The organism is Streptomyces sp. NPDC038280 (assembly GCF_055600045.1).
In genome coordinates this window covers 86,008-112,241 of record NZ_JBVJYZ010000014.1, presented here as the reverse complement: position 1 = coordinate 112,241, position 26,234 = coordinate 86,008, and the positions used below count along the sequence as shown (strand labels likewise).

At 71.4% G+C, this 26,234-nt stretch carries 21 protein-coding genes and 2 pseudogenes; 15 read left to right on the top strand and 8 right to left on the bottom strand.

Annotated features, from left to right (window positions below; all coding sequences use genetic code 11):
• Positions 1–23 precede the first annotated feature (23 nt).
• Positions 24–3,113, bottom strand: coding sequence for a CHAT domain-containing protein (locus ACZ7J0_RS25385; RefSeq protein WP_470890984.1), 3,090 nt, complete (start codon positions 3,111–3,113; stop codon positions 24–26).
• A 188-nt stretch (positions 3,114–3,301) separates the two neighbouring features.
• Entirely contained in the window at positions 3,302–3,628 is a 327-nt protein-coding gene (locus tag ACZ7J0_RS25380) for a hypothetical protein (protein ID WP_470890983.1), read from the bottom strand.
• Between the two features lie 601 nt (positions 3,629–4,229).
• On the opposite strand from ACZ7J0_RS25380, the gene ACZ7J0_RS25375 reads away from it, so the two are divergent.
• From ACZ7J0_RS25375 to ACZ7J0_RS25365, 3 genes are read left to right on the top strand one after another with little or no spacing between them, the layout of a single operon-like run.
• The gene (locus ACZ7J0_RS25375; protein ID WP_470890981.1) at positions 4,230–4,637 is read left to right on the top strand and encodes a toxin-antitoxin system, toxin component; all 408 of its coding nucleotides are present in this window, start codon (positions 4,230–4,232) and stop codon (positions 4,635–4,637) included.
• A gap of 4 nt (positions 4,638–4,641) precedes the next feature.
• A complete protein-coding gene (locus ACZ7J0_RS25370; protein WP_470890979.1) occupies positions 4,642–5,829 on the top strand; it encodes an MAB_1171c family putative transporter in 1,188 nt (395 codons plus the stop codon).
• Between the two features lie 6 nt (positions 5,830–5,835).
• The gene (locus tag ACZ7J0_RS25365) at positions 5,836–7,266 is read left to right on the top strand and encodes an NAD(P)/FAD-dependent oxidoreductase (protein ID WP_470890977.1); all 1,431 of its coding nucleotides are present in this window, start codon (positions 5,836–5,838) and stop codon (positions 7,264–7,266) included.
• Positions 7,267–7,499: 233 nt separating this feature from the next.
• On the opposite strand, the gene nadE is transcribed toward ACZ7J0_RS25365, so the two are convergent.
• Both nadE and ACZ7J0_RS25355 read right to left on the bottom strand, forming a co-directional pair.
• Positions 7,500–8,330, bottom strand: a complete 831-nt coding sequence (gene nadE / locus ACZ7J0_RS25360; RefSeq protein ID WP_470890975.1) for an ammonia-dependent NAD(+) synthetase — start codon at positions 8,328–8,330, stop codon at positions 7,500–7,502.
• Between the two features lie 545 nt (positions 8,331–8,875).
• Positions 8,876–10,147, bottom strand: coding sequence for an MFS transporter (locus tag ACZ7J0_RS25355; RefSeq protein ID WP_470890973.1), 1,272 nt, complete (start codon positions 10,145–10,147; stop codon positions 8,876–8,878).
• Between the two features lie 1,159 nt (positions 10,148–11,306).
• On the opposite strand from ACZ7J0_RS25355, the gene ACZ7J0_RS25350 reads away from it, so the two are divergent.
• The 5 genes and pseudogenes from ACZ7J0_RS25350 to ACZ7J0_RS25330 all read left to right on the top strand — a co-directional run bounded on the left by ACZ7J0_RS25350 (position 11,307) and on the right by ACZ7J0_RS25330 (position 16,365).
• Positions 11,307–11,726 carry an FxLYD domain-containing protein gene (locus ACZ7J0_RS25350; protein WP_470890971.1) on the top strand — a complete coding sequence of 140 codons (420 nt, stop codon included), beginning with the start codon at positions 11,307–11,309 and terminating at the stop codon, positions 11,724–11,726.
• A 214-nt stretch (positions 11,727–11,940) separates the two neighbouring features.
• On the top strand, positions 11,941–13,866 hold the full coding sequence (locus tag ACZ7J0_RS25345) for a serine/threonine-protein kinase (protein ID WP_470890969.1): 1,926 nt from the start codon (positions 11,941–11,943) through the stop codon (positions 13,864–13,866).
• Positions 13,867–14,126: 260 nt separating this feature from the next.
• Positions 14,127–14,623: pseudogene (locus ACZ7J0_RS25340) on the top strand (SigE family RNA polymerase sigma factor).
• Positions 14,616–15,017 carry a hypothetical protein gene (locus tag ACZ7J0_RS25335; RefSeq protein WP_470890967.1) on the top strand — a complete coding sequence of 134 codons (402 nt, stop codon included), beginning with the start codon at positions 14,616–14,618 and terminating at the stop codon, positions 15,015–15,017. The pseudogene ACZ7J0_RS25340 and the gene ACZ7J0_RS25335 overlap by 8 nt, the downstream one beginning before the upstream one ends.
• A gap of 70 nt (positions 15,018–15,087) precedes the next feature.
• Entirely contained in the window at positions 15,088–16,365 is a 1,278-nt protein-coding gene (locus ACZ7J0_RS25330; protein ID WP_470890965.1) for a mannosyltransferase family protein, read from the top strand.
• A gap of 83 nt (positions 16,366–16,448) precedes the next feature.
• On the opposite strand, the gene ACZ7J0_RS25325 is transcribed toward ACZ7J0_RS25330, so the two are convergent.
• Together ACZ7J0_RS25325 and ACZ7J0_RS25320 are read right to left on the bottom strand one after the other, a co-directional pair.
• Entirely contained in the window at positions 16,449–16,970 is a 522-nt protein-coding gene (locus ACZ7J0_RS25325) for an HAD domain-containing protein (RefSeq protein WP_470890963.1), read from the bottom strand.
• Positions 16,971–17,254: 284 nt separating this feature from the next.
• Positions 17,255–17,965: a CTP synthase C-terminal region-related (seleno)protein gene (locus tag ACZ7J0_RS25320; protein WP_470890961.1), complete on the bottom strand. Its 711-nt coding sequence runs from the start codon at positions 17,963–17,965 to the stop codon at positions 17,255–17,257.
• Between the two features lie 76 nt (positions 17,966–18,041).
• Here ACZ7J0_RS25320 and ACZ7J0_RS25315 point away from each other — a divergent pair, with 76 nt between their 5' ends.
• From ACZ7J0_RS25315 to ACZ7J0_RS25290, 6 genes are all read left to right on the top strand, one after another.
• A complete protein-coding gene (locus tag ACZ7J0_RS25315) occupies positions 18,042–19,004 on the top strand; it encodes a LysR family transcriptional regulator (protein ID WP_470890959.1) in 963 nt (320 codons plus the stop codon).
• 10 nt (positions 19,005–19,014) lie between these two features.
• Positions 19,015–19,224 (top strand): hypothetical protein, encoded by a 210-nt coding sequence (locus tag ACZ7J0_RS25310; protein ID WP_470890957.1) that lies wholly within the window; start codon positions 19,015–19,017, stop codon positions 19,222–19,224.
• 85 nt (positions 19,225–19,309) lie between these two features.
• Positions 19,310–20,389 (top strand): NAD-dependent epimerase/dehydratase family protein, encoded by a 1,080-nt coding sequence (locus tag ACZ7J0_RS25305; RefSeq protein WP_470890956.1) that lies wholly within the window; start codon positions 19,310–19,312, stop codon positions 20,387–20,389.
• 515 nt (positions 20,390–20,904) lie between these two features.
• Positions 20,905–21,576, top strand: coding sequence for a glycosyltransferase family 2 protein (locus tag ACZ7J0_RS25300; protein ID WP_470891132.1), 672 nt, complete (start codon positions 20,905–20,907; stop codon positions 21,574–21,576).
• Positions 21,573–22,205 carry a TIGR04282 family arsenosugar biosynthesis glycosyltransferase gene (locus ACZ7J0_RS25295; RefSeq protein WP_470890954.1) on the top strand — a complete coding sequence of 211 codons (633 nt, stop codon included), beginning with the start codon at positions 21,573–21,575 and terminating at the stop codon, positions 22,203–22,205. Before ACZ7J0_RS25300 ends, ACZ7J0_RS25295 begins: the two co-directional genes overlap by 4 nt.
• An 89-nt stretch (positions 22,206–22,294) precedes the next feature.
• Entirely contained in the window at positions 22,295–23,017 is a 723-nt protein-coding gene (locus ACZ7J0_RS25290) for a class I SAM-dependent methyltransferase (protein ID WP_470890952.1), read from the top strand.
• On the opposite strand, the gene ACZ7J0_RS25285 is transcribed toward ACZ7J0_RS25290, so the two are convergent.
• Both ACZ7J0_RS25285 and ACZ7J0_RS25280 read right to left on the bottom strand, forming a co-directional pair.
• On the bottom strand, positions 22,981–23,451 hold the full coding sequence (locus ACZ7J0_RS25285) for a hypothetical protein (protein ID WP_470890951.1): 471 nt from the start codon (positions 23,449–23,451) through the stop codon (positions 22,981–22,983). The genes ACZ7J0_RS25290 and ACZ7J0_RS25285 overlap by 37 nt on opposite strands.
• A pseudogene (locus ACZ7J0_RS25280) lies at positions 23,451–24,608 on the bottom strand (molybdopterin-dependent oxidoreductase). The gene ACZ7J0_RS25285 and the pseudogene ACZ7J0_RS25280 overlap by 1 nt, the downstream one beginning before the upstream one ends.
• Before the next feature lie 112 nt (positions 24,609–24,720).
• Between ACZ7J0_RS25280 and ACZ7J0_RS25275 the strand changes: the two are divergent.
• Positions 24,721–26,196: a glycosyltransferase family 87 protein gene (locus ACZ7J0_RS25275; protein WP_470890949.1), complete on the top strand. Its 1,476-nt coding sequence runs from the start codon at positions 24,721–24,723 to the stop codon at positions 26,194–26,196.
• Positions 26,197–26,234: the final 38 nt, after the last annotated feature.

The window sequence follows — 26,234 nt, the reverse complement described above, 5'->3', positions numbered from 1 at the left end:
TCCTCTTCCTGCGACGAACGGGGTCAGGCCCCGACATGGATGTACGGCATCCAGATCTTGGGCTGATGCGGGTGGGCGGCACGCAGTTCGGCGAGGGCGGCGTGCAGGGCCCATGGCGCCCGGCCCGCGTCCAGGTCGCCGTCCCCCCGCGCGAGACGCCCGTACACCGCGTCGGTCACCGCCGGGGCGCTCGCGTCCTGTACGGGATAGAGGCTGGCCAGTACGTGCCGGAAGCCGGCGAAGTGCAGCACCGCGGCCGGGTGGGTCGCCTCGTCCAACACGTCCGGATCCGGTACGGCGGTGTCGCAGGCCGACAGGAACGCGAACTCCGCGTCCACGGCAGGGACACGGGACAGCTGGAGCGGGGTGAGGACCTCGCCGCCGCCCAGCCGCAGGCCCTCGCGGGCGACGCCGTGGCAGACCGTGTGCAACCGCGTGTGGTCCGGCAGCAGACGGGTGACGGCGTCCACGGTCGCCTGCTCGTCGTGCAGTCGTCGCAGCGCCGGTATGTGCCGGGCGACCACCTCGGCCTCCGCTCCGACCTCCGGCAGATCCGGCTCGGGGACGGTCACCAGGAGCAGACGCCCCGGGGCGCCGGCGCGGGTCACGGGCCTGCGGGCGTGCAGCAGGGAGGTGAGCGTCGGCGCGTACGAGGGCACGACGCGCCCCGGTACCGACTCCCGTTCGCCGCCGCGCCGGGCGCCGGCCGCGTGCAGCGGCAGATAGGTCGCCAGACCGGTGGGGCACCACCACAGCCGCGGCAGCTCGCCGGTGCCCCCGTCGAGCTCGGGGAGGGCGTCGAGCACCGGACGGGCGAGGCGGCTCCACAGCCAGTCGAGCATCCGCGCGGAGGCCTGCGTCCGGCGCATCTCGGCCCGGATGACGAGCGCCTCGGCCGCCTCGACGTCGGCATCGGTGGCCTCGACGGCGGTGGCCCCGGCCCCTCGGGCGTCCCTGGCGCCGGCGGCCCCGTTCGCCCGGGCCGCCCTCAGCGTCGCGTGGGCCTGGACGAGCCGCTCGTCGGCCCGGGCCGCGCGCTCCAGGGCCTCCCCGACGTCCGTGTGGGTCAGGCCCTCCAGCGGCACGACGGCCGGGGAGCCCTCGGCGCGTACGACCAGGGCGTGGCAGCCCAGAACGCTGATGTTCACGATCACGACGGGCCCGTCGGCGCCGGCCACGCGCAGCGAGGCGTAGTCGGGGCTGCGCAGCAGGCCCGACTGCCGGATCCGCGACTCCCACTCGCGGGCCAGGGCGGTCCGCCGCTCGGCCGCCGCGGGGCTCTCCTCCTCGCCCTCCGGGAGCGAGCCGTCCAGCTCCGCCCGGATCGTGTCGAGCCGGGCGAACGTCTCCGGGTCCTCGGCGCGCAGCCGGGAGAGTTCGGTGGTGCGCAGGTCGAGCAGCTGCGACCACATCACGGTCCGTCCCCGCTCGAGGAGTTCGACGGCTCGCTCGGGGCGGCCCGCTCCGATGGCGGCGGCCGCGGCGTCGACGGCGAGCTCGTTCAGTTCGGTGAGGAAGGTGCGCTGGTCGTGGTGGGCGACGCCGCGCCACGCCACCAGCGGCATGAGCTCCACCGCGAGCGCAAGGCCGTCCGCGCCGGACGCCCACAGCCGGTCCACGGTGTCGCCCGCCGCCTCCGGCGTCAGCCGGCCCATGACGATCTCGACGGCGGTTGCCGCCGCCAACAGGCCCCAGTGCCGGGCCGCGTGTACGCGCATCCGGGCGGGCAGGGCCGCGTTCTCCGCCGCCGCGCGGCAGGCGCGGGCGCACTCATCCCACAGCGCCGGGACCGGATCAGGATCGTCGTTCACCTGTTCCAGCAGGACTATGCCCAGGAGGTTGCGGTACTCGCCCTCGGCCCTGCTCCCTGGGGCCGCCTCGTCGGCCAGACCCCGGGCCAGTTCCTCCGCCTCGGCCAGCGCCGCGGCCCGCGGTCCCTCCCGGGGCGCCTCGAGCAGCGATACGGCCAGCTGGTAGCGGCAGCTCCGCCCGCCGGCCTCCGCTTCGAGCGCGATGCCCTCCCGGAGAGCCGTGACGGCCGCCTCCCACGCGGCCGGGCCGTCGATCCCCTCGCGCACTCCGCGGATGTGCTGCATGCCCAGGACCCGCAGGGCCTCTATGCTCGGGCCTTTCCCCAAAGGACGGGATCGCACGGCTCGTTCGGCCACGTCGACGGCCTCCCGCAGATCCCGTTCGTCACCGCTCAGGTCGAACCGGGCGCCCAGCGCCTCGCTCAGCTGGAGCAGGTACGGGCGGTCGTCGACGCCCTTCGTCCAGCGCGGGGCGGCCACGACCTGGCGGCGGATCAGGATCGCCTCGTCGAGCGCGGCCGAGCTGAGCGTTTCCAGGTGCCGTTCCCAGAGCGCGTCGCCGAGGGTGTCCCGGAGCGTCCACAGGAACTTCCGGGAACTGCGCCCCGGGAGCGCCTGCATCCCGGCCAGCCCGCGGCGGACCGCCGCCAGGCATGCGTCCAGGGACTCCGGTTCGTCGTTCTCGCCCAGGCGGTTCAGCAGGACGAGACTGTCGAGGGACGCCACCACGGCCTCGTTGAACGCCGTCACGCTCGGCAGCCGCCGGGGCTTGCGCAGCGGCGCGGTGACCAGCTGGAGCGCCTCGGTGTCACCCGACTCGATCGCCTTGCGGGCCGCGAGGAACACCAGGAACCGCAGCCCCAACTGCGCGCCCTCGTAATGGACCACGGGGGTCCAGATCAGCAGGGGGGCGGCCAGGGCGACCATGAGCACCCACAGCTGGTGAAGCGGGGCGGACGCCCCCGCCCACCACTGCCGCGGGCTGTCGACGAGGTCGAACTCGCTGCCGAGGACGGCCACGCGCACCGCCAGCGCCACGAACGCGAGGAACACCATCAGGGCGACGTACGCCAGGGGAAGGAGCACGCGCAGCGCCGGGGGCATGTACCGCCAGCCCTCCCCGATCACCGGATCGTACGCCGCACGCAGGAGGAGGCCGACCACGAGCGGGCCGAAGAGGACCATCGAGGCCACCTGAATGAGCGTCATGTCGACGGGCGGGCCGTCCAGATACACGGACACGGCGGCCGCGCCGGGCAGCACGGCGTAGACCGCCCCCAAGATCCATAAGCCGATGCGCATGGGGGCAGTGTTTCAGGGGCGGACAGCATCGCAGTGGTGAGGGGTACGCGTGCGGGACAGCGACGGCCGTCCCTGCCCGCCACGCGTTCCACGGATGCCGTCCTGGACGGTTCAAGTGCCCAGTATGGAGAGGATGGAGGGACCTGCCCGCGGAGTCGGGGCGCTCCTACGTCCGTACGACTGCAGCCTCACACATTGCGGCTGATCCACCGCCGGAGCGCGGTGTGGGTGGCGTCGTCCAGAGCGCACAGGGCCTTGATGGCCTCGAGGTCGCCGGGCAATGGTGCGATACCGGCTGTGGTCAGGGCGGCGTGCAGGTCCAATCGCCTGCGGTCCGCCGGCTCCAGCGGCAGCGACACACGCTGTCCGGGATCCGGGGCGGCCAGAAGGAAGTCGTCGGGCTCAAACGCACAGGCGGGTGCGGTGAAATCGTCGATGACCGCACCGGGGAACCGGTAGGGGTCGACCGTGAATCCCGCCGTCGAGGCCATGGTGGAAAACTTCCCAACAGTCATGACTGCCTCCTTGGTTGTCGTGCAACTGGTCACGACGACGGCACGGAGACCGGGACAGTTTCCATACGGGCCATTTCCCACCCGAATGTCCTCTATGCCATTTCTTCACACCACTCGATGAACCGACGCGCTCACTGACGCGCCCATCCGCGGCGGCGGCCGTCGGCGAGCCGACCGCGCCGCGTCGACGATCGTTTTCCGGCCAGCAACGATCGCAGAAAGAGCCCTGGCCCAACCCAGGGCGGGCAAGTACCGTCAAGCCGTCACAGAATCACCAGATCCATGTCCCGACCAAGGGAGAACCACCGGTGAGCGAGTCCGCGACTCCTCTCCGCGAGACGCACTCGCGTCTCAACGAGCCGCTGCGAGAGAAAGGTCGGCAACCGACCACCGTGCAGAAGGCGATGTTCGGGCGGACGCTCGGGCCGATGCTCGGGTCGAACGGGCGGGAGGCGAAGTGAGCGTCACCAGGCCCATGAAGGCACTCCTGGCCGAACTGGCCCATGAGGCAGGGCAGAATCTCGAGCGACCGGCCGAGCCGGGTGTAGTGATGCAGGCTCTCTGTGACGTGATGAGTCGACGTCAAGACCGTCCGATTCGCATGCTGTTCAGAAGATTCCCGGCTGACACGGCGTCCGGGCTCCGCATCGACTTCGGCACCAACACGCTGATCGTGATCGAGGAGCGCGCCACGCCGGAGCACCAGCTCGTCATCCTGGGCCATGAGCTGTGGCACGAGCACGCCGCCGACTGCACCCACAGCCTCGGCGGAGCCGCCGTGGCCGCCCGCATGCTCTCCTTGGAGGAAGCCGACTGGGACGCCCTGCTCGCGGTGGCCGCTCGCAGCGATTTCGACGAAGAGCACGAGGCCGACGCCGAGACTTTCGGCCTCCTGGTCGGCAGGCAGTTCCGTAGTTGGATCACCGGCCCCCACGCCCGCGGGCCGGTCACCAAGAACACCGTCGTCGGCCGCCTCCGGACGTCCCTGGACTACCACGGACTGAACTGAACCCATGGCCCTCGCCGACTACTACATCTCCTACGCCATCCCCGCCGCGGCCCTGACGGCCGCCCTCGTCATCAAGGCGCCCAGCATCGTCCGCGCCTGGCGACGGGAGCCGGACGTCCGTGCCGTCGCCGGCCTTCTGGTCCTTGCCACCTGCGTCTTCGTCTCCGCGGCGCCGAGCAACATCGCACGCATCAACGCCCTCATCGGCGAACCCAACGTGGCCGCGCCGATCGTCTACACCCTGCTGACCGCCTTCTGCGCGTCCTGCCTGGGTCTGATCATCACCTGGCGGGAGGACCCCTCCCCCGGCAGGACCCGCAAAGTACGGGCGGTACTGGTCGCGTACGGCGCGGTGATCGTCGGCCTGTGGGTGACGTTCTTCCCTGCCCACGCCGACGTCGAGCGCCTGCGGGATCTCGACACCTACTACGCCACCACCCCGTGGATGCGCGAGCACATCCTGCTGTACCTCCTCGCCCACACCACCTCCACCGTGGTGGCCGCCCTCCTGCTGTGGACATGGATCCCCCGCGTCAGGAAGTGGCCGTATCTCCGCGCCGGGCTGATCTCCATGCAGATCGGCTACGTGATCGGCATCGTGTACGAGGGCGCCAAACTGTCCGCCTACTTCGCCCGATGGGCCGGCGGCGACCTGGACTGGCTCAGCACCCATGTGGCACCGCCCATGGCAGCCCTCAACGGCGCTTTCGTGGCAGTCGGATTCATCATTCCCCAGGCCGGCCCCTTCGTACAGGAACACATGCAGGAGCGCAGGAGCTACCGGAATCTGGGGCCGTTGTGGCGGCTGATGCGCGCCATCGATCCGTCGGCGGCAGCCGTACGTCTGGGACCCTGGGCACCGACGGGGGTGCGCCTGATGCGGCGGGAGTCCGACATCAACGACGGTCTGCTGAAACTGGCCGGATTCCTCGATGGTGACCTGCGCGCCAGGGCTTACGGCGAGGCCGTCAAGATCGGCCACGACCAGGAACGAGCGGCTGCTCTCGCATCGGCCGTGGCGGTCACCGGAGCCATCAGGGTCTTCTGTTCCGGGGGCGAACCCGAGGACCACGGAGCATCCGCCTCCCTCGGCGAGGACTACCGCGCCCTGGAACCCATCTCGCGGGCCCTGCGCAGACCCGCCACCGTGGAAACGATCCTTCAGCGCGCGGCCGCAAGAGAGAGGGTGTGACAACCCATGGATGAAACACGGCCGGCCGATCCCCGGCCGGCGGTGGTCGTCCTCGGAGGAAGTACGACCGGCATGCTCGCCGCAGCCGCCGCGTCCGCCTTCGCCGACGTCACCGTCCTCGAACACGACGAGCTCCCCGAGGGCGCGGAGCCGCGCAAGGGCCTTCCACAGGCCCGCCATGCGCACGTCATCTGGTCGGGCGGCGTCAAGGCCATGACCCACATCCTGCCCGGCATATCGGACGACCTCGTGGGCGCGGGCGCCAAGCGGATCCCGGTCATGACGGACCTGGTGTCCCTCAGTCCCCCCGGCGCGTGGTTCGGCCGGCACGAGCGGCCCCGGCACTACATCCTGGCATCCAGCCGCGACCTCCTGGACGCGCGGATCCGCGCGCACGTGCGGCGGTTGCCCTCCGTCACCATCCGCCAGCGGGCCACCGTCCTCGCGCTCGAAGGACCGGCAGGCCGGGTCGTCGGTGTCCGCGCCCGCGTCCGGCAGGCCGAGGAGACCATCCCCGCAGATCTCGTCATAGACGCGACCGGCCGCGCGTCCCGTGCTCCGGCCTGGCTGGAGGCCCTGGGCCTGCCGCCTGTCGAGGAGCGCTCGGTGGACTCCGGGGTCGGCTACGCCACCCGGGTCTACCGGGCTCCCGCCGGGGCCCGCGAGTTCCCTGTCGTCAATGTCCAGGCGGACCCCCGGTCCGGGCGACCCGGCCAGGGCGGCATCCTCGTCCCGATCGAAGGTGGTCGATGGCTGGTGACGCTGTCGGGGACGCGCGGTGGCCGGCCGACCGCGATCGCCGACGCGTTCGTACCGTTCGCCCGCGGCCTGCGCCACCCGATCATCGGCGACCTCGTCGCGGAGGCCGAACCGCTGACCGACGTGGCCGTGAGCCACAGCACGGCCAACCGCCGACGCTTCTTCGAGAAGGCACAGCGCTGGCCCGAGGGCTTCGCGATCCTCGGCGACGCCGTCGCCTCGTACAACCCGGTCTACGGTCACGGCCTGCCCGTCGCGGCCAAGTCCGTCCTGGCCATGGGGCGCGTACTGCGCGAGTTCGGTGTGCGAGGGGCCGGCACGGCACGGCGCGTCCAGCGCGCGGTCGCCGGGCCCGTCGGTGACGCCTGGAATCTGGCGACGGGCCAGGACATCTTCTACCCGGGCGCGGCCGACAAGCCGCCCACGCTCATGGAGCGGGCCCTGGCCCGCTATCTCGATCGCGTCGTCACCGTGGGCGCGGGCAACCGCCGGGTCATGCTCTCGGTTCTGGACGTCATGACGATGGAGGCGGCCCCCACGCGCCTGTTCAGTCCCGGGATGCTCCTCGCCGCGGCGACGGGCGCCAAGGCCCCCGCACCGCAAGGTCCGCCCTTGACGGAACGGGAGCTGGCCGTGGCAGGGCTGCCGGCCGGGCCCACGGGAATCATTCCCGCGTAGGCACAACGGTCGGCGTCCGCGCGTCCGCGCCGCGCATTCCCTTGGCCGCCTACCGCAGCCGTCCTCTCCCCCGCAGGGGCTGGTCAGCCCGCGATGCGTGCGGGACGCGGCCCCGGACGCCATCGGCGGACCGACGCCGGCGAGCTCGTACCAGGCCGGTCCGCCGGACAGGCGAGTCGCCGTCGTCCGCCGTCCCGCCGGGCCTCAGGGGTGATGGGCAGCCGGGAAAGGCATCAGGGGGCGATGGGCAGCCGGCGCTTGTGGTCGGTGAGGCGGTAGCGGTTGACGATCGTCTCGAAGACCCGCTCCTCCACCGGCTTGCCCTCCAGGAAATCGTCGATGTCGTCATAGGTGACCCCGAGCGCGTCCTCGTCGGCCTTGCCCGGGTCGAGGGTCTCCAGGTCGGCCGTCGGGGTCTTCCACACCAGCTCGGCGGGCGCGCCCAGCGCATCCGCGACGGCGCGCACCCGGCGCTTGGTCAGACCGGTCAGCGGGACCAGGTCGGCGGCACCGTCGCCGAACTTGGTGAAGAAGCCGGAGACGGCCTCGGCGGCGTGATCCGTACCGACGACCAGGCCGTCGTGCGCGCCGGCCACCGCGTACTGCGCGATCATGCGCTGCCGGGCCTTGATGTTCCCGTGCACGAAGTCCTGGTGACGGGCGTCGCGGAAGCTCACGCCGGCGGCCAGCGAGGCCTCGAGGGCGGCGTCGCTCGCGGGCTTGATGTCGACGGTGAGCACGTGGTCGGCCCGGATGAAGGAGAGCGCGAGCTGGGCGTCGTGCTCGTCGGCCTGGACGCCGTAGGGCAGCCGCATCGCGTAGAACCGCGCCTCGTGCCCGGCGGCCCGGGCCCGCTCGACGGCGAGCTGGCACAGCCTGCCGGTGGTGGTGGAGTCGACACCACCGCTGATGCCGAGAACGAGGGAGCGCAGACCGGTGGAGGTCAGCCGCTCGGTGAGGAAGGCCACCCGGCGTTCGATCTCGTAGGCGGGCTCGAAGGCCTCGGCGACCTCGAGTTCCCGAGCGATCTGCTGCTGCAGGGCGATGGACGCCGGCTCGCTCACGTCTGCTCCTTGTTTCCGGTTCACGATGTGCTGTCGCGCCACCCTACCCAGGGGGTACCCGGCAGCTCGGAGCCGGACAGCCCGGGGCGGCTGATGCGGCCCGGATCGCGAGCGGGAGACCGCGGCGGCGCCCTACCAGCTCGGGGCTCGCCGCCCGGCGGGCCGGGGCGGGAGCGTCAGCGGCGAGGGCGGGCGGCCGCCCGTGTCTGGGTCACCGGGCCGGGCTTCGTCACCGGCAGGCCCGGGGGGCGGGAGCGTCGACGGGGAGCGCGGCAAGGCCGGGGGCGGGGGCGGCCGCCTGGCTGGACGACGTCGCCGTTCACCACCTGCTGGAGAACACCCACACCCCGCTACGCCGCCTCCATCCGCCTCCACCTCAACCCCGGCCTCGGGAAGATCTCGATCTGGTCAGCGGCACCGCCACCATCCACCGTTCCCTCCAGCGCACCCGCAGCCGGGGCCTGACCATCCTGCACACCAAGACCCTCGCCTCGGAACGCCGCATCGCCCTCCATCGGGCGCGACGTTGCGCGAGATGGTCTGTTTCAGGATGCCTTTTGGTCGGCGGGCTTCTTGATCTCGGTGGTCACGCGTGCCCCTCGGAAGAGCACCGGGAGCCACAGGAGACATGCCAGCAGGGGGACTGCGGCGTAGGTGGCCATGCCCACACTGGAGCCCATCCCGTCCATGAGCGCGCCGAGGACGAGATAGCCGATGCCGATGAGCGCCGACTCCACGCATGCGATCATCGACAGCAGGCTCGCCCGGTGGCGCGACGGCACTGCCTCGTTGAACACGTTGTCCACGATCACGGCGGTGATCTCGGGAATTCCGACGAGGACCAGGAACGCGGCGATGGTGACCCAGACAAGGCCGAGGCCGCTCAGGCCGAGCGCCCCGGCGAGCGTCAGGAGAGACACCGGGACGATGACCCGATACCCGATGCGCCGGTCCGCGCGGTCCGACAGCAAGGGAGTGAGTCCGCCGACGAAGAATCCCGCCGATATGACCACGCTGACCAATGCGGTGCCCGCTCCCTGATCGGAGAGGGTCTTCTGCGTAAAAATGATGTACGGCGTCAAAGTCGCATGCATCAATCCGGACACCACGACAAGCGTTCCGAGCGCCGGCGTGGCGACCCGAAGCATCGCCCGCCATGCTGTGGCGTCGCCGTGCTCCTTCTCGGCTCCGTCCTGCTCGTCCACCGCGTCCGCGCCGCGGATCTCGGGCACCCGTGACATCAGCACCACCACGGCCAGGACGAGGCACGACGCCGAACCGACGTAGACGATTCCCCAGGAAAACTGCTGCAGTTGGCCGCCGAGGACGATGGCGGCTCCCGAGGTGACCGTCCCGAGCATGGTGAACCGGGACTTGATCTTGACGTAGCCGGCCGTTGCACCACGACGCACGAGCAGGTCGTACAGCAGGGCGGTGTCCGAACCGGATACACATGCCATGCCCACGCCCTGGCCGATGAACAGCGTCAGGAACACCCAGTAGTTGGAGGACGTCACTTGACCGAGCAGGCATCCAGCTATCAGCACCTGGCCGATCACGATGCTGGCACGCCTGCCGATTCGGTCAGCGATGACTCCCGTCGGCAACTCCGCAATTCCGCTGACCAGGTAGAGCAGTGTCTGAAGGAGGGCCACTTGCCCGGCGGAGAAGCCTCGCTGCTGAAGGAAGAGGACGAACACGCCACGCTGGAACAGCGAGTTGGCGAGCACGGCGTATACGTAGAACGGGCGCGTGACGCTTCGTGCTGCATCGTCGACTGCAGCCGACCCGCCAAGGGCCTCCGTGGTGCCGGTCATGCTGCGGGCTCCCCCTGGTGACTTCAGTGATCATTGGTGTTGGGCCCTCCGCCGTCGACCGGAACCTCCAGTCCGTACCTCGCGCAGGATATTGGGCCGACCCTCCGGGAACCGTTGCCGGCGCCGAGGCCATCCTCGGTGGAGGTGCCACGTGCTGGAACCGGTAGCGTGCGTCTTCTGGAAACGGTTGCGTCCTGGAGCCAGCGTGGGGCAGGTGGGCCCCGATCGTCGAGAGACGTAAAGCCCCTGGTAGGACGGTTCTCACCACAAGATCGTCCGCTGAACCAGAGGCTTCACGTTGGTCACCTACACGTTCCGGCAGGCGGTCCTCGTGCTGCGCTGGTTCCGTGAGCGGGGCTGCGTGCACTGCCTGGTCAGAGACCTCCGCGCACTCGTTGAGCGCACCGCTGCCGAACTCAAAGAACGCTGACGCACGCTCAAGCGCGTCACTCTCAGCCCCAGCCGTATCGGCATTGCCCGCGCCGCCCTTGCCCTCAACGGCCACTGGAAGTGATCTTCACTGAGAAAACCTCAGTCGGCAAGGCTGTCCTTCTGCCGGCCGGGCCCGAAAGTCATCCGCTTCCGCCCACGCCTCTGGCGAGCCGGAACTCACAGCGTCGACCACCGGAACATCAGGTGCGATCCCACTGCCGAAACGGCCGCCGACCGCGTTGGCCGGCATCGTCGGGGCACGGGACGACGACCAGGGGCTCGTGGGCATCGAGGCGGTCGTCGCGCACGGCGAGATTGACATCAACCGATCCACTCCCGCCCCCGCGATCGCGCCGACGAACGGTGCTTGCTCGATCCGCCCCCGCGACGGCACCGGCCAGTCAGTGAGGGCGCGCGGCTCCGTGTGCCCAGGGGAACGCAGCCCAGCGCCGACAGGCGTCGCATCCGGAGTGGTGAGATGCTGGCTACTGGCCGATAGGCACGCCTGGGGGAACTCGGCAGTCCACCGGACGGATCTCTGGGGGTTCTCGTGTCCCATCAGAATCAGCCACCGGAAGGCCAGCCCCCGAGCTGGGGGTCGCAGCCGCCAACCCCGCCCCCTGGCGGACCGCCGCCAGCTGGACCGGCGTGGGGTGGCCCTCCGCCGCCTCCTCGCAAGAAGCGGCGGAGCTGTCTGATCGCCGGCCTGGTCGCGGTTGCCCTGCTCGTGGCGATCATCCTCGCAGTAACGCTCTCCTCCGGCTCGGACGATGACGGCACGCCCGACGAGACTCCCCCGCCGACGGCACCCACGGCCACCGCCAGCAGGCCGGAGGCTCCTGCGTCGAAGGAGCAGGAGGAGCCACAGGGGCCGATCGGCGATGTGAAGGTCACGCGGTGCGCCGTCGACTCCGCCACCAAGTGGGCGTCGGCCGAGCTGACGATCACTAATCGGAGTAGCAAGACCAGCAACTACGCCATCAGCGTCGAGTTCGTGGACAGTTCCGGCAAGCGGCTGGACGAAAGCATCGCCGCCGCCAACAACCTCGCCCCCGGGCAGAAGGCCGAAGTCACTGCCCAAGGCCTCAAGCAGCTCACCGAAAAGGTCACCTGCAGGGTGACCGATGTGACGAGGTACGCCTCCTGACAGACCGAGGCGCCCCGGATGGAAGAGACTGACATGGCAAGCTCTCCCAGCAGTCTTCTCAACGAGCCGGGGTGTCATCGGCATTGACGTGTGACGCCCCCGAGCGGCGCAAGTGGCCCTCCACCTCGCCGTGTTGCCGTTTCGAGCCATCCGGTTCACTCGCTCGTTCTAGAGTAGATTTCTAGGAACTGATTCCGATTCTGACGGGGCTGACGTGTTGGAGCTGAGGGGGAGCGGGGCCGAGCCGCTGGAGGCGGAGGATCCGCGCCGGATCGGGTCGATTCCGCTGGCGGGCCGGCTGGGGGCCGGCGGGATGGGGCGGGTGTACCTCGGGGTCCAAGAGGGCCGGTACGTCGCCGTCAAGCAACTGCTGTCCTCCGTCGTCGGCGAGGACAAGGACTTCGTACGCCGTTTCGGCCACGAGCTGGACAATCTGGCCCGGCTACCCGCGACGGCCACCGCCCCGCTGCTCGCCAGTGACCGCACCGCACGCCCTCCGTGGTTCGCCACCGCGTACGTCCCCGGGCTCACCCTGAGGGAAGCCATCGAGCTGCACGGCGGCCCCCTGCCCGCGCAGGCGCTGTGGCTGCTGCTGCGGGAGGCGGCCGCGGGCCTGGCGTCGGTGCACGCGCTGGACATGGTGCACCGCGACCTCAAGCCGTCCAACATCATGCTGACCCTGGACGGTCTCACCCTCATCGACTTCGGTATCGCGCGGGCCGCCGAACAGAGCCAGCTGACCAGGACGGGCATGGTCGTGGGTACGCCCGCCTACATGGCGCCCGAACAGGCGGCGGCCTCACGGCGGTTGACGGGCGCCACCGACGTGTTCGCGCTGGGCTCGGTACTCGCGTACGCGGCGTGCGGCCAGCCGCCCTTCGGCGACGAGTCGGGGCACGGCGTGCTGTACCGCATCGTCCACGAAGAACCCGATCTGGAGCCGCTGCGGGAAGGGGAACCGGACCTCGCCGAGGTCGTCGCGGCCTGCCTGGACAAGGACCCCGAAGGCCGTCCCACCGCCGCCGAACTTCTCGAACGCGCCTCGCGGTACGACTCGTTCACCGCGCCTCTGTGGCCGGCGGCCATCACCGAGCGTCTGTCCGAGCGGGCCGCCTTCGCCGCGGAGGTGCGGGAGATCGACGTACCGACGGTCCCGCTCACCGGCGGAGCGCCCGAACCGGACAAGGGCCCGGGCAACGGGCCGGACGTGGAAGGGGAGCAGGGACCGGAGAAGGCCACCGAGGCGGAGCCGAAGCCCGGGGCCGGGTCCGGCCCGGGGCGCCCCGAGCGCCCCGAGCGCCCGGAGCGCCCGGAGCGCCGCCGCCGTACCCGCGTCCTCCTCGCCGTCGTCCCCGTCGTCGTGGTCGCGGGCGGTACGACATTCGCCATCCAGCACCTGCCGTACACGTCCACGCCTCAGGCCCAGGGACAGACCACGCCGTCCCCCTCGGCCTCGGCGCCGACCGGTCCGAATCCGTCGGCGGGGGTCGGGAGCCCGTCGGGCGCGGCGTCACCGGTGAAGTCGCCGGCGAAGGACACGGTGGGCGAGAAGGACGGCGGTAAGGGGCAGACAGCGACGGGCGGGTCCGCGGGGGCGGTCGCCGGGGGTGCCGCCGTCTCCGGGGGCGCCGGCCCCGGGTCACAGGACGGAACGGGCGGTGGCGCTGGTTCCAGTACCTCCGGGGGGCCCACCAGTTCCGGTGGCTCCACCAGCTCGGGCGGCTCGGGCGGCTCCAGCACCTCCGGTGGCGGAACGTCCCCGACCACCAAGCCACCGGCCTCCGGCACTCACCGCTACCGCAACGGCGACAACGGCAAGTGCATCACCCAGGTCTACGGCGCGTCGGACTCCGGCAGCTGCTCGGACTCGACCGCCCGGTGGACCGTACGGAGCCGGTCGGACGGCAGCTTCAAGCTCGTCAACCAGCAGACCGGCCAGTGCCTGTACTCCAACGGCTCCGGGCAGGCCGTTTTCGTGGGCGACTGCGCGCAGGACATCGGCCGACTGTGGCGTACGACGTCGGGCGGCAGCCTCCGGAGCGACTACGGCGGCGGCTGCCTCGATTTGGGCATGAGCAGCGGCCTGGTGACGCAGACGTGCACCGGGGAGGCCTCGCAGCGCTGGACGAGCCAGGCCTGAGTCGTACCCGGTGCTGCCTTTGGCGGCACCGGGTGCGGGGCATCTCGGCAAGGGCGTTGCCACCGCCGATGCGCGAGATGTGACGTTCCGGGCAGGGCGGGGCAGGGTTGGGCCGTAAGGCTGGGGCCTTCGGCAGGCAACGCGTGTCCGGTGTGTTGGGTTGCGTGACGAGCGTCACTCTGTTTCCTCATGTTCGGTGTCGACCGGATGGGCCGCGCCGGGCGTATGCCCGGTGAAGCGAAAAGATCCGGGAGTGGCTGTTGACCGTCGAGGAGTTCGAAGAGTTCTACGCCCAGGCGGCGGCACGTCTCACGGGCAGTTGTACGTGATGCTCGGCGACCTGCACGAGGCTCAGGACCTCGTACAGGAGGCGTTCGTCAGAGGCTGGAGTCGGCGACGGCAGCTTGATCGTGACGGCCGGCCCGAGGCGTGGATCCGTACGGTCGCCTGGCGTCTGGCGGTGAGCCGATGGCGCTTCCGACGGCGTACGACCGACGCCTGGAGGCGTGGTGGCCCCTCACCTCATGTCGAGGGACCCGGTCCGGATCAGGTGGTGCTGGTCGACGCGCTGCGCGAGCTGCCGGCGCAGCAGCGCCGCACGATGACCCTGCACTACCTGTGCGACCTCACCGTCGACCAGATCGCCGGCGAGACGGGTCTGTCCGCCAGCACCGTCAAGACGCACCTCGTCCGCGGGCGCGCCGCACTCGCTCACAGCTTGCAGGACTGGCGCATTGAGGAGGCCCCCGATGCCTGAGCCCCACGACCCGCTCCGGCACTTGTTCCGCCAAGCGGCCGACGCCGGGCAGTCCCGCGCGCGTACGGCCCCGATCTCGCAGATCGCCGAACGCGGCAAGCGGGCGCACCGGCGCCACGTCGTCGCGCTCACGGCGGCCGCGTGCCTGATCGTCGCCGGCGGCGGTGCCGCCACGGCGACACTCCTGCCGGGCGAGCCCGCCCCCGGCCTCCCGGCCACCAGCCCGTCGTCGTCGCGCGAACCGTCACCCGCGTCCACCACCCGGCCACCGTCGACCGGTGGTCACCCCAGCCCCGGCACGACAGGAACCACCACCAGCCCGGCCACGACGGGCAGCTCGTCCGCCACTTCGTCGCAGCCTCCTGATCACGGCGTCGGCACGTCAGCCCCCTGATCCGTTTCGCCTCGTGACCCGGCGGGCCAGGGCGATCCGGCGCGCCTCCGCACACTCCAGAGAGTCCGATATGCCTACTTTGTCGCCCCAATCGGGCGAGAAGGAGACTGCGTCCACGCAGTTCTTCGTCCCCCAGCACCAGTTGCCGCCTCGCCGCCGCACACCGTCCGGGCCCGCCCCGCAGAGCGCGAGAGCACCCCTCTGGGGCTTCTTGACGAACCGATTGAGCAGCGCGGATCGTGAAGCACTGTGGCTGTACCTGCTGACCCGAATAGGCGTCTGGAGCACCGCCTACTGCACCCGGTGGCTGTTTCCCGCCGACTCCGAATCCCGATCTCCCGCCTCTGTCCTCGCGCCCTTCCAGCAGTGGGACTGGGCCCACTTCCTGCATGTGGCGCGCGAGGGGTACTTCCCCGGGGAGGCGGGCCCCTGGCTGAGCGGTTGGGACAACCGGGAAGCCTTCTTCCCCGGCTTCCCGCTTCTGCTGCGGGCCGTCCACACCGTCATCCCCGACTGGACTGCGGCCGGCCTGCTGATCTCCTTCCTCGCAGGGGCCGTAGCCGTCGTAGCGCTGTCGCGGATCGCCCGGCTGCACCTGCCCCGTACGGACGCCGGCCGGCGCGCAGTTCTGTTCCTGCTGCTCTCGCCGTGCGCGATCTTCCTGGCCGTCGGCTACAGCGAGGCGCTCTTCCTCGCACTCGCCCTGCCCGCCTGGCTCGCCGCCCAGCGGCACCACTGGCCCCTCGCCGCCACTCTGACCGCCCTGGCCACGACCGTACGCATCAGTGGCCTCTTCCTCGCCGCCGCCATAGCCGTGCACTTCGCCCTCACCGCCCGCAGCCGCCACCACTGGCACCGGCTGCCCTGGCTGGCCCTGCCCGCGCTGCCCGCGGCCCTCTACACCTGGTACCTGCACGCGCACACCGGCGACTGGATGGCCTGGAAACATGCCCAGGAACGCGGCTGGTACCGCACCTTCCACACACCATGGGAAGCCTGGGCCAACACCTGGCACGCCGCATTCGCCCATGCCCAGACCACGCCCTACGCCTTCATGTTCCAGGCCGAACTCCTCGCCATGCTCGTCGGGCTCTCCGTGCTCGTCCTACTGCTCCGGAGACGCCGATGGGCCGAGGCCGTCTACATCGCCCTCAATCTGTGGGCCCTGGGCACCTCCTACTGGTACATGTCCATTCCCCGCGCCACCCTGCTGTGGTGGCCCCTGTGGATCGCCCTGGCCGCGTGGAGTCTGCGCCGGCCACGGGTCAGGACGCTCTACCTCTGTCTCGTCGTACCCCTGACAACGGTCTTCGCCCTCACGTTCCTGTCAGGCCGGTGGGCGGGCTGACGAATCCGAAGGGCGCGAGCGTCGGAGCCGAAGCGGTCGGAACCGGCGCCGCCCGTCTTGGCCGCAGCCGTGCCCGCCGACTGTCAAGACAACCGTCTCAGCCAGGAGTCGAGAACCGCGTAGTCTCCATCAGTCAGACCCCGGCGGGGATCGACCCGGAGGAGCAGGGCGTCTGCCGCATGATGGGCAGCGACCCAGGCCCGATCAATGTCGGTTACTTCGTCGTCGACCCAGGCGAATGGGCGCCCCGCCGCCCATTCGACCAGAGCGCGGGTCTTCCAGTGCAGTCCGTCGCGTTCGTCCTGGTCGTCGATGTCCGACGGCTCTGGCCAGATGACCACGTCCAGCGGTGGCAGACCGAGGCGGGGGGCGATGCACTCGTTCGCGTCAGCCACCCATGTCGTGGCCCAGACAAGCTCGCACGGAAGGGCCGCCAGCCGGGGCCCGTGCCCGGGATTGATCCTGGTCAGAAGCGGATGGGCACCAGCATCCAGCGGTTCACGGCCTGTCGCATACGTCGGATACGGCTGGGTCGCCGCACCGAAGGGAATCAGCGGTCCGTCGACATCAAGAAATAGCAGCGGACGCTGCGCGGAGCCGGTCACGGCCGCACCATAGCGACAGATCCAGAGACGGAGAAACCGTCCTTTTCCGCCTCGGCCTGGAGCGCCACGGCGAGGCTGTCCCGCCTCGCGACGTCGGGGTACGGAGCAACTGGATCAGGATGCGTCACCATTCCTTCGGCGGAGGTGGTGGTCGACACGCGCGGCGGCGAGTGCGGCCTCTGTGGTCGGGGCGAGCGGGCTCGTCGCGTGGGCGTCTGGCACCGTGCACGCGCGCAGCCAGGCGCGAGCCAGTGTGCTGATCCAGGACCGACTGGCGCCCTCGCTCATCGGGTGCGTGCGTGGTCGACGGCGGCTGCGGCCAGGCCGGTGATCAGAGGGTGCGGCCGAGTGCCGTCGCCGTCCAACTCCGGCTGGAAGAGGGTCGCCAGGAAGAAGGGGTGGGAGGGCAGTTCGGCGATGCGGACGTCACCGCTCTCGTCGGTGCCCGTGAAGGTCAGGCCGTGTGCGCGGAGGACATCCAGATAATCGGGGTTGGTGGCGTAGTTGCAGTGGTAGCGCGCCTGCGCGCGGTCGGCCCCGATCAGGCCGGCGGCCCGGGAGCCGGGGGTTATCCGGATGGTGCCCTCGTGGCCGACGAGCGAGCAGGCCAGCGGGACGATCACGGCGTCCTCGTCGGCGACGTCCGGGGTGTTCTCGGCGTGGGCGGCGCGGTCCAGGCCGCAGACGTTGCGCGCGAATTCGAGCAGAGCATGCTGGAAGCCTCCGCAGGTCCCCAGGAAGGGGATGCCGCTCTCGCGGGCCGCGCGGATCGCGGCCAGGGCCCCGTCCTCGCTGCGGTAGGGGCTGCCGGGCAGAACCCAGACGGCGTCGAAGCCGTCCATGCCCTCATCGGCGTCCTCCGTGGCGATCCAGTACGCGTCCAGATCGAGACCGTCCCGAACGCGAAGGGCCTCCAGCAGGCCGGGGATACGAGCGTGGGAGCGAACAGCGTCGGAGCGGTCCCCGACGAGCGCGATGCGTGCCATGTGGTTCATGCCGCCATCCTGCCGACCGCCCCACGATCGCGTCCAACGATGATTCATGCACTCCGCATAAGCAACACTGATACTCATGGATACGCATCTGCTGCGCACCTTCGTCGCCGTCCTCGAACACCGCTCCTTCTCCCACGCCGCCTCGGCCCTCGGCTACACCCAGTCCGCCGTCTCCCAGCACATCGCCACGCTGGAAGCCGATCTGGGCAGCCGACTCGTCGAGCGGCGGCCCGTCGCCCCCACTCCGGCCGGCGCACGGCTGATGGAGCACGCCCCCGCCCTGCTGCTGCGCCTGGACGCCGCCCGCGCCGACATCGCAGGCCTGCACCACGCTCACCCCGCCCAGCTGACCCTCGCCTGTTCGCCCGCCGCCCTCACCCCGGCCCTCGCGCACTGCCTCGCCCAACTGCGCACGGCCACCCGACCCTTGGACCTCGAAGTACGGGTCATGGGACGGGAATCGGTGATCGAGGAGGTCCTCACCAACCGCGCCGACCTGGGCCTCATCGACGGCGTAGCCGCACCCAGCGACCCGCTGCCGCTGCCCGACCTGGGCCCCATGGCCACACTCGCGGCAGCCGAACAGCCGCTGGCCGTCCTCTTTCCGGAGGGCCATCCCCTGACCCGGCGCCGCGCCGTACGGCTGACCGATCTGTCGCAGGCCCAGTGGATCGACGCCCCTGACACCGCCATTCCCCTCGACCGGCTGCGCGACGTCTGCCGTACCGACGGGTTCCGTCCCCGGATCCGCCATCGTGGCACCGATCTGCACGGCCTGGCCGTGCTTGCCGCCGCCGGCCACGGTCTCGCGGCTCTTCCCCTGACCCTGGGCACCACGCTCCCCGGCATCACGGCCGTCCCTGTCGAGGAACCCCGGCTGCTCCACCGTACGGAACTCCTCCACACCGCTCACCCCACGGACACCGCACAGCGGTTGGCCGACCTCCTCACCAGCAGTGGGGAAACTTCTCGCCGACATCCGGACACGGCGGCGGGAGCGGAAGCGGGAGTGGGACGCGAGCGGGTGGCGCCGGTGTGACGGTGCGCGCATGCCGACCCACTGCAGCCAGGTACCGCGCGCCTACTTCACCCGCGAGATCGGTGCACAGTTCGAGCTCAACCGGTTCCTGCGCACTTGGCACGCCACCCATCCCGACGCCACCCGCACCGAGGCCCTCGCCGCCTGGCGCTCCCACCGCGCAGCCCCTCGCGCGGCGAACAGCGGCGGCCCTGAGGTCGATGGGTGGCAGGTCGCATGACCGATGACCCATGCCACATGACGGAAGTCTTACGCCCGCGCGTGGGTCAGGGCACGCTGTCCTGAGGCGCCGTAGCGTCCTCCGTATGCGAGTACTCGTCACAGGCGGCGCCGGATTCATCGGCGCCCACATCGTCCAGGCTCTCACCGCGCGGGGTCATGAAGCGGTCGTTCTCGACGCGCTGCTCCCGACCGCCCACCATGGGCCGCCCCACGTGCCGGACGCGGAGCTGATCCGGGGCGATGTCCGCGACGCGGAGGCCGTCGGGTCGGCACTGCGGGGCGTGGACGCCGTCTGCCACCAGGCCGCGATGGTCGGGCTGGGCAAGGACTTCGCCGACGCTCCGGAGTACGTCGGCTGCAACGACCTGGGTACGGCGGTACTGCTGGCCGCCACGGCCCGGGCCGGCGTACGGGACGTCGTACTGGCCGGATCCATGGTCGTGTACGGAGAAGGCCGCTACGCGTGCCCACGTCATGACGCGGTCCGTCCGGGCCCCCGGACGGTCGGGGACCTGGAGGCCGGGAGGTTCGAGCCGTCGTGCCCGGTGTGCGGCGCGGAGTTGAGCCCAGGCCTGGTGGACGAGGATGCGGCGGTCGATCCTCGCAACGTCTACGCCACGACGAAGCTGGCGCAGGAGCATCTGACCGCCGCTTGGGCGCGGGGCACGGACGGGCGGGCGGTGTCGTTGCGCTACCACAACGTCTATGGGCCCGGCATGCCCCGCGACACGCCGTACGCCGGCGTGGCCTCCTTCTTCCGGTCGTCGCTTGCCCGGGGCGAGGCGCCACAGGTCTTCGAAGACGGCGCCCAGCGACGGGACTTCGTCCATGTACGGGATGTCGCCGAGGCGAACGTGGCGGCGCTGGAGACGATGGGCGATCGGGAAGCCGGGGTTCTGGCCGTGTACAACACGGGCAGCGGCGAGCCGCACACGGTAGGCCAGATGGCCGCCGCGCTGGCCGCGGCGTGCGCGGGTCCGGAGCCCGTCGTGACCGGCGAGTTCCGGCTGGGCGACGTACGCCACATCACGGCCGACTCGGCGCGGCTGCGACGCGACTTGGGGTGGCGACCGGAGGTCTCCTTCGAGGACGGCATGGCGGAGTTCGCGCGCGCGCCACAACGGGCGGCGTCTTCCCCGGTGTCCACCGCTCCCTCTCCCTGAGACGCCCCCGGGCCCCGGCGCCGCGGAGGCGGCGGGGCCCGCGCCTCCCTCCCACCTGGGGACGTCGCGGGGCTCGTTGCCCATGATCCGACCGGTGCGGATCCGGGGCTGACGCCGCCCATCCCCGTTTCAACCGTCGGGTCCCAGGGACACACTCCCCGGCTCGGCCACCGAGCCGGCAGCAGCGGCCCCATGACCGCCGCCAGTACACGGTGACAGCGGGCGGTCGATCGTGCGGCGACCGCAGCATCGCCCGCTCCCCGCTCCGCCCCCGCCGCCGAGCCCGGCTCAGGCGCCGGCGGCCCGTGTCCTCCTCCCACGTGCCCCGTCCCCGGGCCGGCTCGGGCTGCCCCAGTGCCCCCGCCCACCGTGTCCCGGCGGCCGCAGCCGCCCAGCCGCACGGTGGCGGGCTCGGCGGGCGGGCGGTGTCGCCCGGGCCCGTCCCGTCTCCGCCCCGACGTCCGCGTTTCGTAAGGAGTTGAAGTCCGGTTTGTCTGCCGGGAATCCGTACGGTGATCGTCGTGACCGTAGACGTAGTACTCCCCTGTCTGAACGAGGCCGAGGCACTCCCCTGGGTCCTGGAACGCGTCCCCACCTCGTGGCGCGCCATCGTCGTCGACAACGGATCCACGGACGGGTCCGACGAGATCGCCCGGCGGCTGGGCGCCACCGTCGTGCAGGAACCGCGGCGGGGCTTCGGCGCCGCCTGCCACGCCGGGCTGACCGCCTCGGCGGCGGACATCGTCTGCTTCTGCGACTGTGACGCCTCCCTCGACCCGGGGCTGCTGGAGCCGTTCGTGCGAGCGATCGAAGGCGGCGAGGCCGATCTCGTCCTGGGAAGGCGGCGCCCGCAGGGCCGGGGCGCCTGGCCGGTCCACGCGCGGGCCGGAAACCTGGCGCTCGCCCGGATGGTGCGGCGGCGCACCGGCCTGCGCTTGCGCGACCTGGGGCCGATGCGGGCCGCACGTCGTGAGGCCCTGCTCGCACTGGGTCTCACCGACCGGCGCAGCGGCTATCCGCTGCAGATGGTCGTACGCGCGGCCGACGCCCGTTGGAGGGTGCGGGAAGTCGACGTGCCGTATCTGCCGCGCGCGGGCAAGTCGAAGGTCACCGGCACCTGGCGGGGCACCTGGCAGGCGGTGCACGACATGCGTCGGGTCCTGGCCGAGGTCGGGGGCGAGCAGTGACCACGCTTCTTGTCATCGCGAAGGCGCCGATGGCGGGGCGGGTGAAGACGAGGCTCACCCCACCGTTCACTCCGCTCCAGGCCGCGCGGTTCGCGGAGGCCGCGCTGGCCGACACCCTGGCCGTCGTATCCGCGCTCCCGGCAGGCCGGCGGGTGCTCGTCCTGGAGGGGACGCCGGGAGCGTGGCTTCCCTCGGGCTTCGACGTCGTGCCGCAGTGCGCGGGTGGTCTCGACGAGCGGATCGCCGCCGCGTTCGCCCTGTGCGACGGGCCGGCGCTGCTGGTGGGGATGGACACCCCGCAGATCACGGCCGGACTCGTGGCGCCCGCCCTGGCTCCTGACGCCTGGCGCGATCACGACGCCTGGTTCGGTCCCGCCTGTGACGGCGGGTTCTGGGCGCTCGGGCTCGCCGCGCCGGACGCGGAGCTCGTACGCGGTGTTCCGATGTCCGCGCCGACCACCGGCGCGGTGCAGTACGCGCGCCTGACCGACGCCGGTCTGCGAGTCGGTCGGCTGCCCGTGCTGAGGGACGTCGACACCGCGGACGACGCCCGGCTGGTCGCCGCCGAGGCACCGGACGGCCGGTTCGCCGCAGTGCACCGGGAGTTGACGGGGGCGGCGGTCCTGTGACGTCCGCCGCCGCACAGGCAGCCCATCAGGGCACCGCCCGTCCTGTGACGGTCGCCCCCGCCCAAGGAGCCCATCGGCGTGGCGATGCGGTGACGGCCGCCGCCGCCCAAGGAGCCCGTCAGAGCGGCGATGCCGTGACGGCCGTCGCCTGGCGTGCCGACCCTTACTCCGACGCGCTGCGCACCGGCCGTGGCCCGCTCTTTCTGCGCCGCGGCGACGGGCGACTGCTGCCGCTGGACGTGGAGCGCTGGTGTGCCGCTCCGGATGCCGCCGACAGGACCGTACTGCGCCGATGCCGGGGTTCGGTCCTCGACATCGGGTGCGGCCCCGGGCGGCTGGTCACTGCACTGTCCTCGCGCGGGCACCGGGCGCTGGGGATCGACGTGAGCCGGGAAGCGGTGGCCCGTACCGTACGCGAGGGCGGGGCGGCGCTGTGCCGGTCGGTGTTCGAGCCGCTGCCCAGGGAGGGGCGTTGGAGCACCGCACTGCTCATCGACGGCAACATCGGCATCGGCGGTGACCCCGTCGCGCTGCTGCGACGCATGGGCGAACTCGTCGCCCCCACCGGGGTGCTGATAGCCGAGACCGCCGGCGAGGAACTGGACGAGCGATGCGAGGTCCGGGTCGACGACGGCCGGGGAGGGTACGGCGCACCCTTCGCGTGGGCCCTGGTCGGCGCCCGTGCCCTCGGTGCCCACGCCGTGGTGGCCGGCTGGACGGCGACTCGCCGGTGGTCGGCTCAGGGGCGGCTTTTCGTCGAGCTGCGCCGACAGCCTCACTCACGGCGAACCTCACCCACCTCGCCATCCTGACCACCTTCATCACCCTGACCACCCTGACCACCCTGATGATCCTGACGCCTGTGGCGCGCGAGCAGCAGCAGGACGCCCGTCACGAGGGCCACCACCGCCAGCACGATGACCAGGTTCCGCGCGTAAGGCAGCGGCAGGGCGGACGGGTTCGGGGGCGCGCCGGGCCGCAACAGCGGCGGAAGGGCGATCAGTACCAGTGCCCCGCCCACGACCAGCGCCCCGCGCACCACTCCCGGTTCCGCTCGCGACATGAGGGCCGCCGGCAGCAAGCCGACCCCGAGGACGAGGGGGGCGATCACCACGTCGTGCAGTACGAGCGCCCCGCCCAGCCACACGACCACGTTCCAGGGATCCCCTACGGAGAACAGCAACGCCCCGCCGATCCCCAGCAGAAGCGCTCCCAGGGCGCCGACGCCGTACCGCACCATCCGCATCACAGCACCTCCAGCAGGGTGACCCACTTCGTCTGCAGTACGCCGGGCCGGTTCGGTGCGATGATCCGCGCCGGAAAGCCGTGGTCGGCCGACAGCACCTGCCCGTTGAGGGTGAGCGCCAGCAGCGTCGAGGGATCGCGGGCGTACTCACGGCCCATCGTCATCACCCGGTAGGCGCCGCTCACCTCCATCGACACCACTCGGACTCCCGCGTCGGGGTGCGCTCCGGCCCGCTCGAGCAGGTCCCGGACTCGTACGCCGCCCCAGTCGGCGGACAGGCTCCACCCCTCCACGCACGCGATCGGCAGGGTCACCCGGGCCTGGGGCAGTGCCCGCAGCTGATCCAGCGTCAGGACGTACGGCCGCGGTCCGGCCACCCGCAGCCGCCAGTCCCGCAGGGCGGTCGCGGTCACCCGGGCCGCGGCGGCCGTGCGGTTCACCGGCAGTCTTTGCGGTCCGATGTCGGGGTCCCGGGCCGCGAGCAGGTCGAGCTCCTTCAGCGGGGTGAACGCCTGCCCGACGGTGGTCAGTGTCACCGCGCCGACCGCCGCTCCGACGGCCGCCAGCAGGGAACGGCGATCCGGGCCGTCCAGGGCCGGAAGTTCCCGTGTGCCCGGTGACCGGTTACTCCAGTGCGCGGCGATGTCGGGAGCCTTCACCGCCACGTGCAGCAGCACGGAGCCGGCCACGAGCCACGCCACGGCGAAGTGCGCCGGCACGAAGGAGAACGGCCACGGGTACCACTCGAAGACGTTCAGCAGGCCCGTGAAGAGCTGGAAGACCGCCGTCGCGACCAGCACGGCGACCGACAGCCGCTCCAGGCCGTGCCGTACGGACCGTACGGCCGGCCACACCTACAGCCGGGGGTAGACGGTCCACAGCTTCGCGAGCAGCAGCGGAATCGCCGCGACGCCCGTGGCCACGTGAAGCCCCTGGGTCAACCGGTATCCCCACGCCGGGCGGCTGGGCAGGGCGTTGACGAGCCAACCGGGTGGGTGCTGCAGATAGTGGCTGATGAGCCCGGTGAGGAAGCACACCGCGATCGCGCCGCCGAGCCAGCGTCCGATCACTGTGGCCGTACGGGCGTCGTGCAGCCTGCCGGAGAAGGAGGGCAGTTTCGGGTTCAGGCTCAGGCGCGGTCTCGAGCTCGTTCTCATGGCCACCATCACATCTGTGCCGACGCGTCCGTGGGCGGTTCGACACCTTACGAAACGCGGACGTCCGGCGCCGTGCGCGGTGCGCGGCGCCCTGCGCTGCCACGCTGAGGTCATGATCAGCCCTCGTGCCGCCGTCACCGGTCTTCTGCTCACTGCCCTGGTTGCCGTGCTCGCCCTGACCGTACGAAACGACGGGTACCACGCCGACCCCGCCGGCCTCTCGTGGTGGTACGCGGCCTGCTGGCTGTTGTTCGCACTCGCCGTCCTGTCGCTGCGCAAGGTCCCGGTGCGCGCGGCGGCGGCGCTGGTCCTGATCGGTTCGGTCGCCGTGGCCGTGACCGGCCTGGTGGCGCCTCCGCGCACGAGCACGGACTCCTACCGGTACGCCTGGGACGGCCGCGTGCAGGCCGCCGGAATCTCGCCGTACGACCACGCCCCCAGGGACGCCGCACTCGCCGGCCTGCGCGACGTCTGGCTCTTTCCGCGCGGCGCGGACTGCGCCGGTCCGGATCGCGTCCGGGTCTCCGACGATGTCTGCACCCGGCTCAATCGCCCGGCCGTGCACACCATCTATCCCCCGTTGGCCGAGGGCTACTTCCTGCTGGTGCACGCGCTGTCGCCGGACGGCGCCCGCCACAAGCCCCTGCAGACCGGCGGTGCGCTGCTGTCCGTGGCGATCACCGGTGCACTGCTGCTGGTGCTGCGCCGGCGAGGTGATCCCCGCCCGGCCGCGTACTGGGCCTGGTGTCCGGCCGTGCCGATCGAGGCGGTGAACAACGCTCACGTCGACGCCTTGGGGGTGCTCTTCTCCGTGGCCGCCCTGGGCGTCGTCACCCGGCACCGCACGGCGGGCGGCGCCCTGTTGGGGCTCGCGGTCGCCACCAAGCTGGTGCCCGCAGTCCTCCTGCCCGGCGCGCTGTCGGGCGTCCGGCGGTTCCGCGACGCGGCCGCGGTGGTCCTGCCCGCCGCCGCGGCCGTCGGGCTGCTGTACCTCCCGTATGTCCTGCTCTCCCATGCCTCGGTCTTCGGTTTCCTCGGCGGATACGTGGAGGAGGAGGGCTACGACGACGCGTCGGCGACGAACCGCTACGCGCTGCTGCGCCTGGTGCTGCCCGACAGTTGGGCGCTCCCGGCCGCCGTGGTGATGCTTGTGATCGTCGTGATGTACGTGCTGCGCCGCGGCGATCCGAACCGCCCCTGGAGCGGCGCCCTGCTCGTCACCGGCAGCGCCTTCCTGCTCCTCACCCCCGGCTACTCCTGGTACGCCCTGTTGCTGATCGCGCTCGTCGCGCTCGACGGGCGCTGGGAGTGGCTTCCCGTCGCGGCCGCCGGCGCTGCCGCGTATGTCACCGGCCGGGCCTTCGCGGGGTCCGACACGGTGGGCACCACCGCCTATGCCGTCGCGGCGGCGGCGGTTCTCGTCGGCTGGGCACTTCGACGGCGGTCTTCGCGTCCGGGAGATCCCACCCGGCCGGCTTCCGTCCGCGGAGATCCGACTGTCAATGCGGGTACGGACGCTCAGGACGGCAGGTGGACAGCAGGGCGATGCCGTGAACGATTCGTACGCGCACGTCCGCTTCTCCGGTGAGTGTGATGTCCATGCGTAGCGAAGTCCGTGTCCGGCAG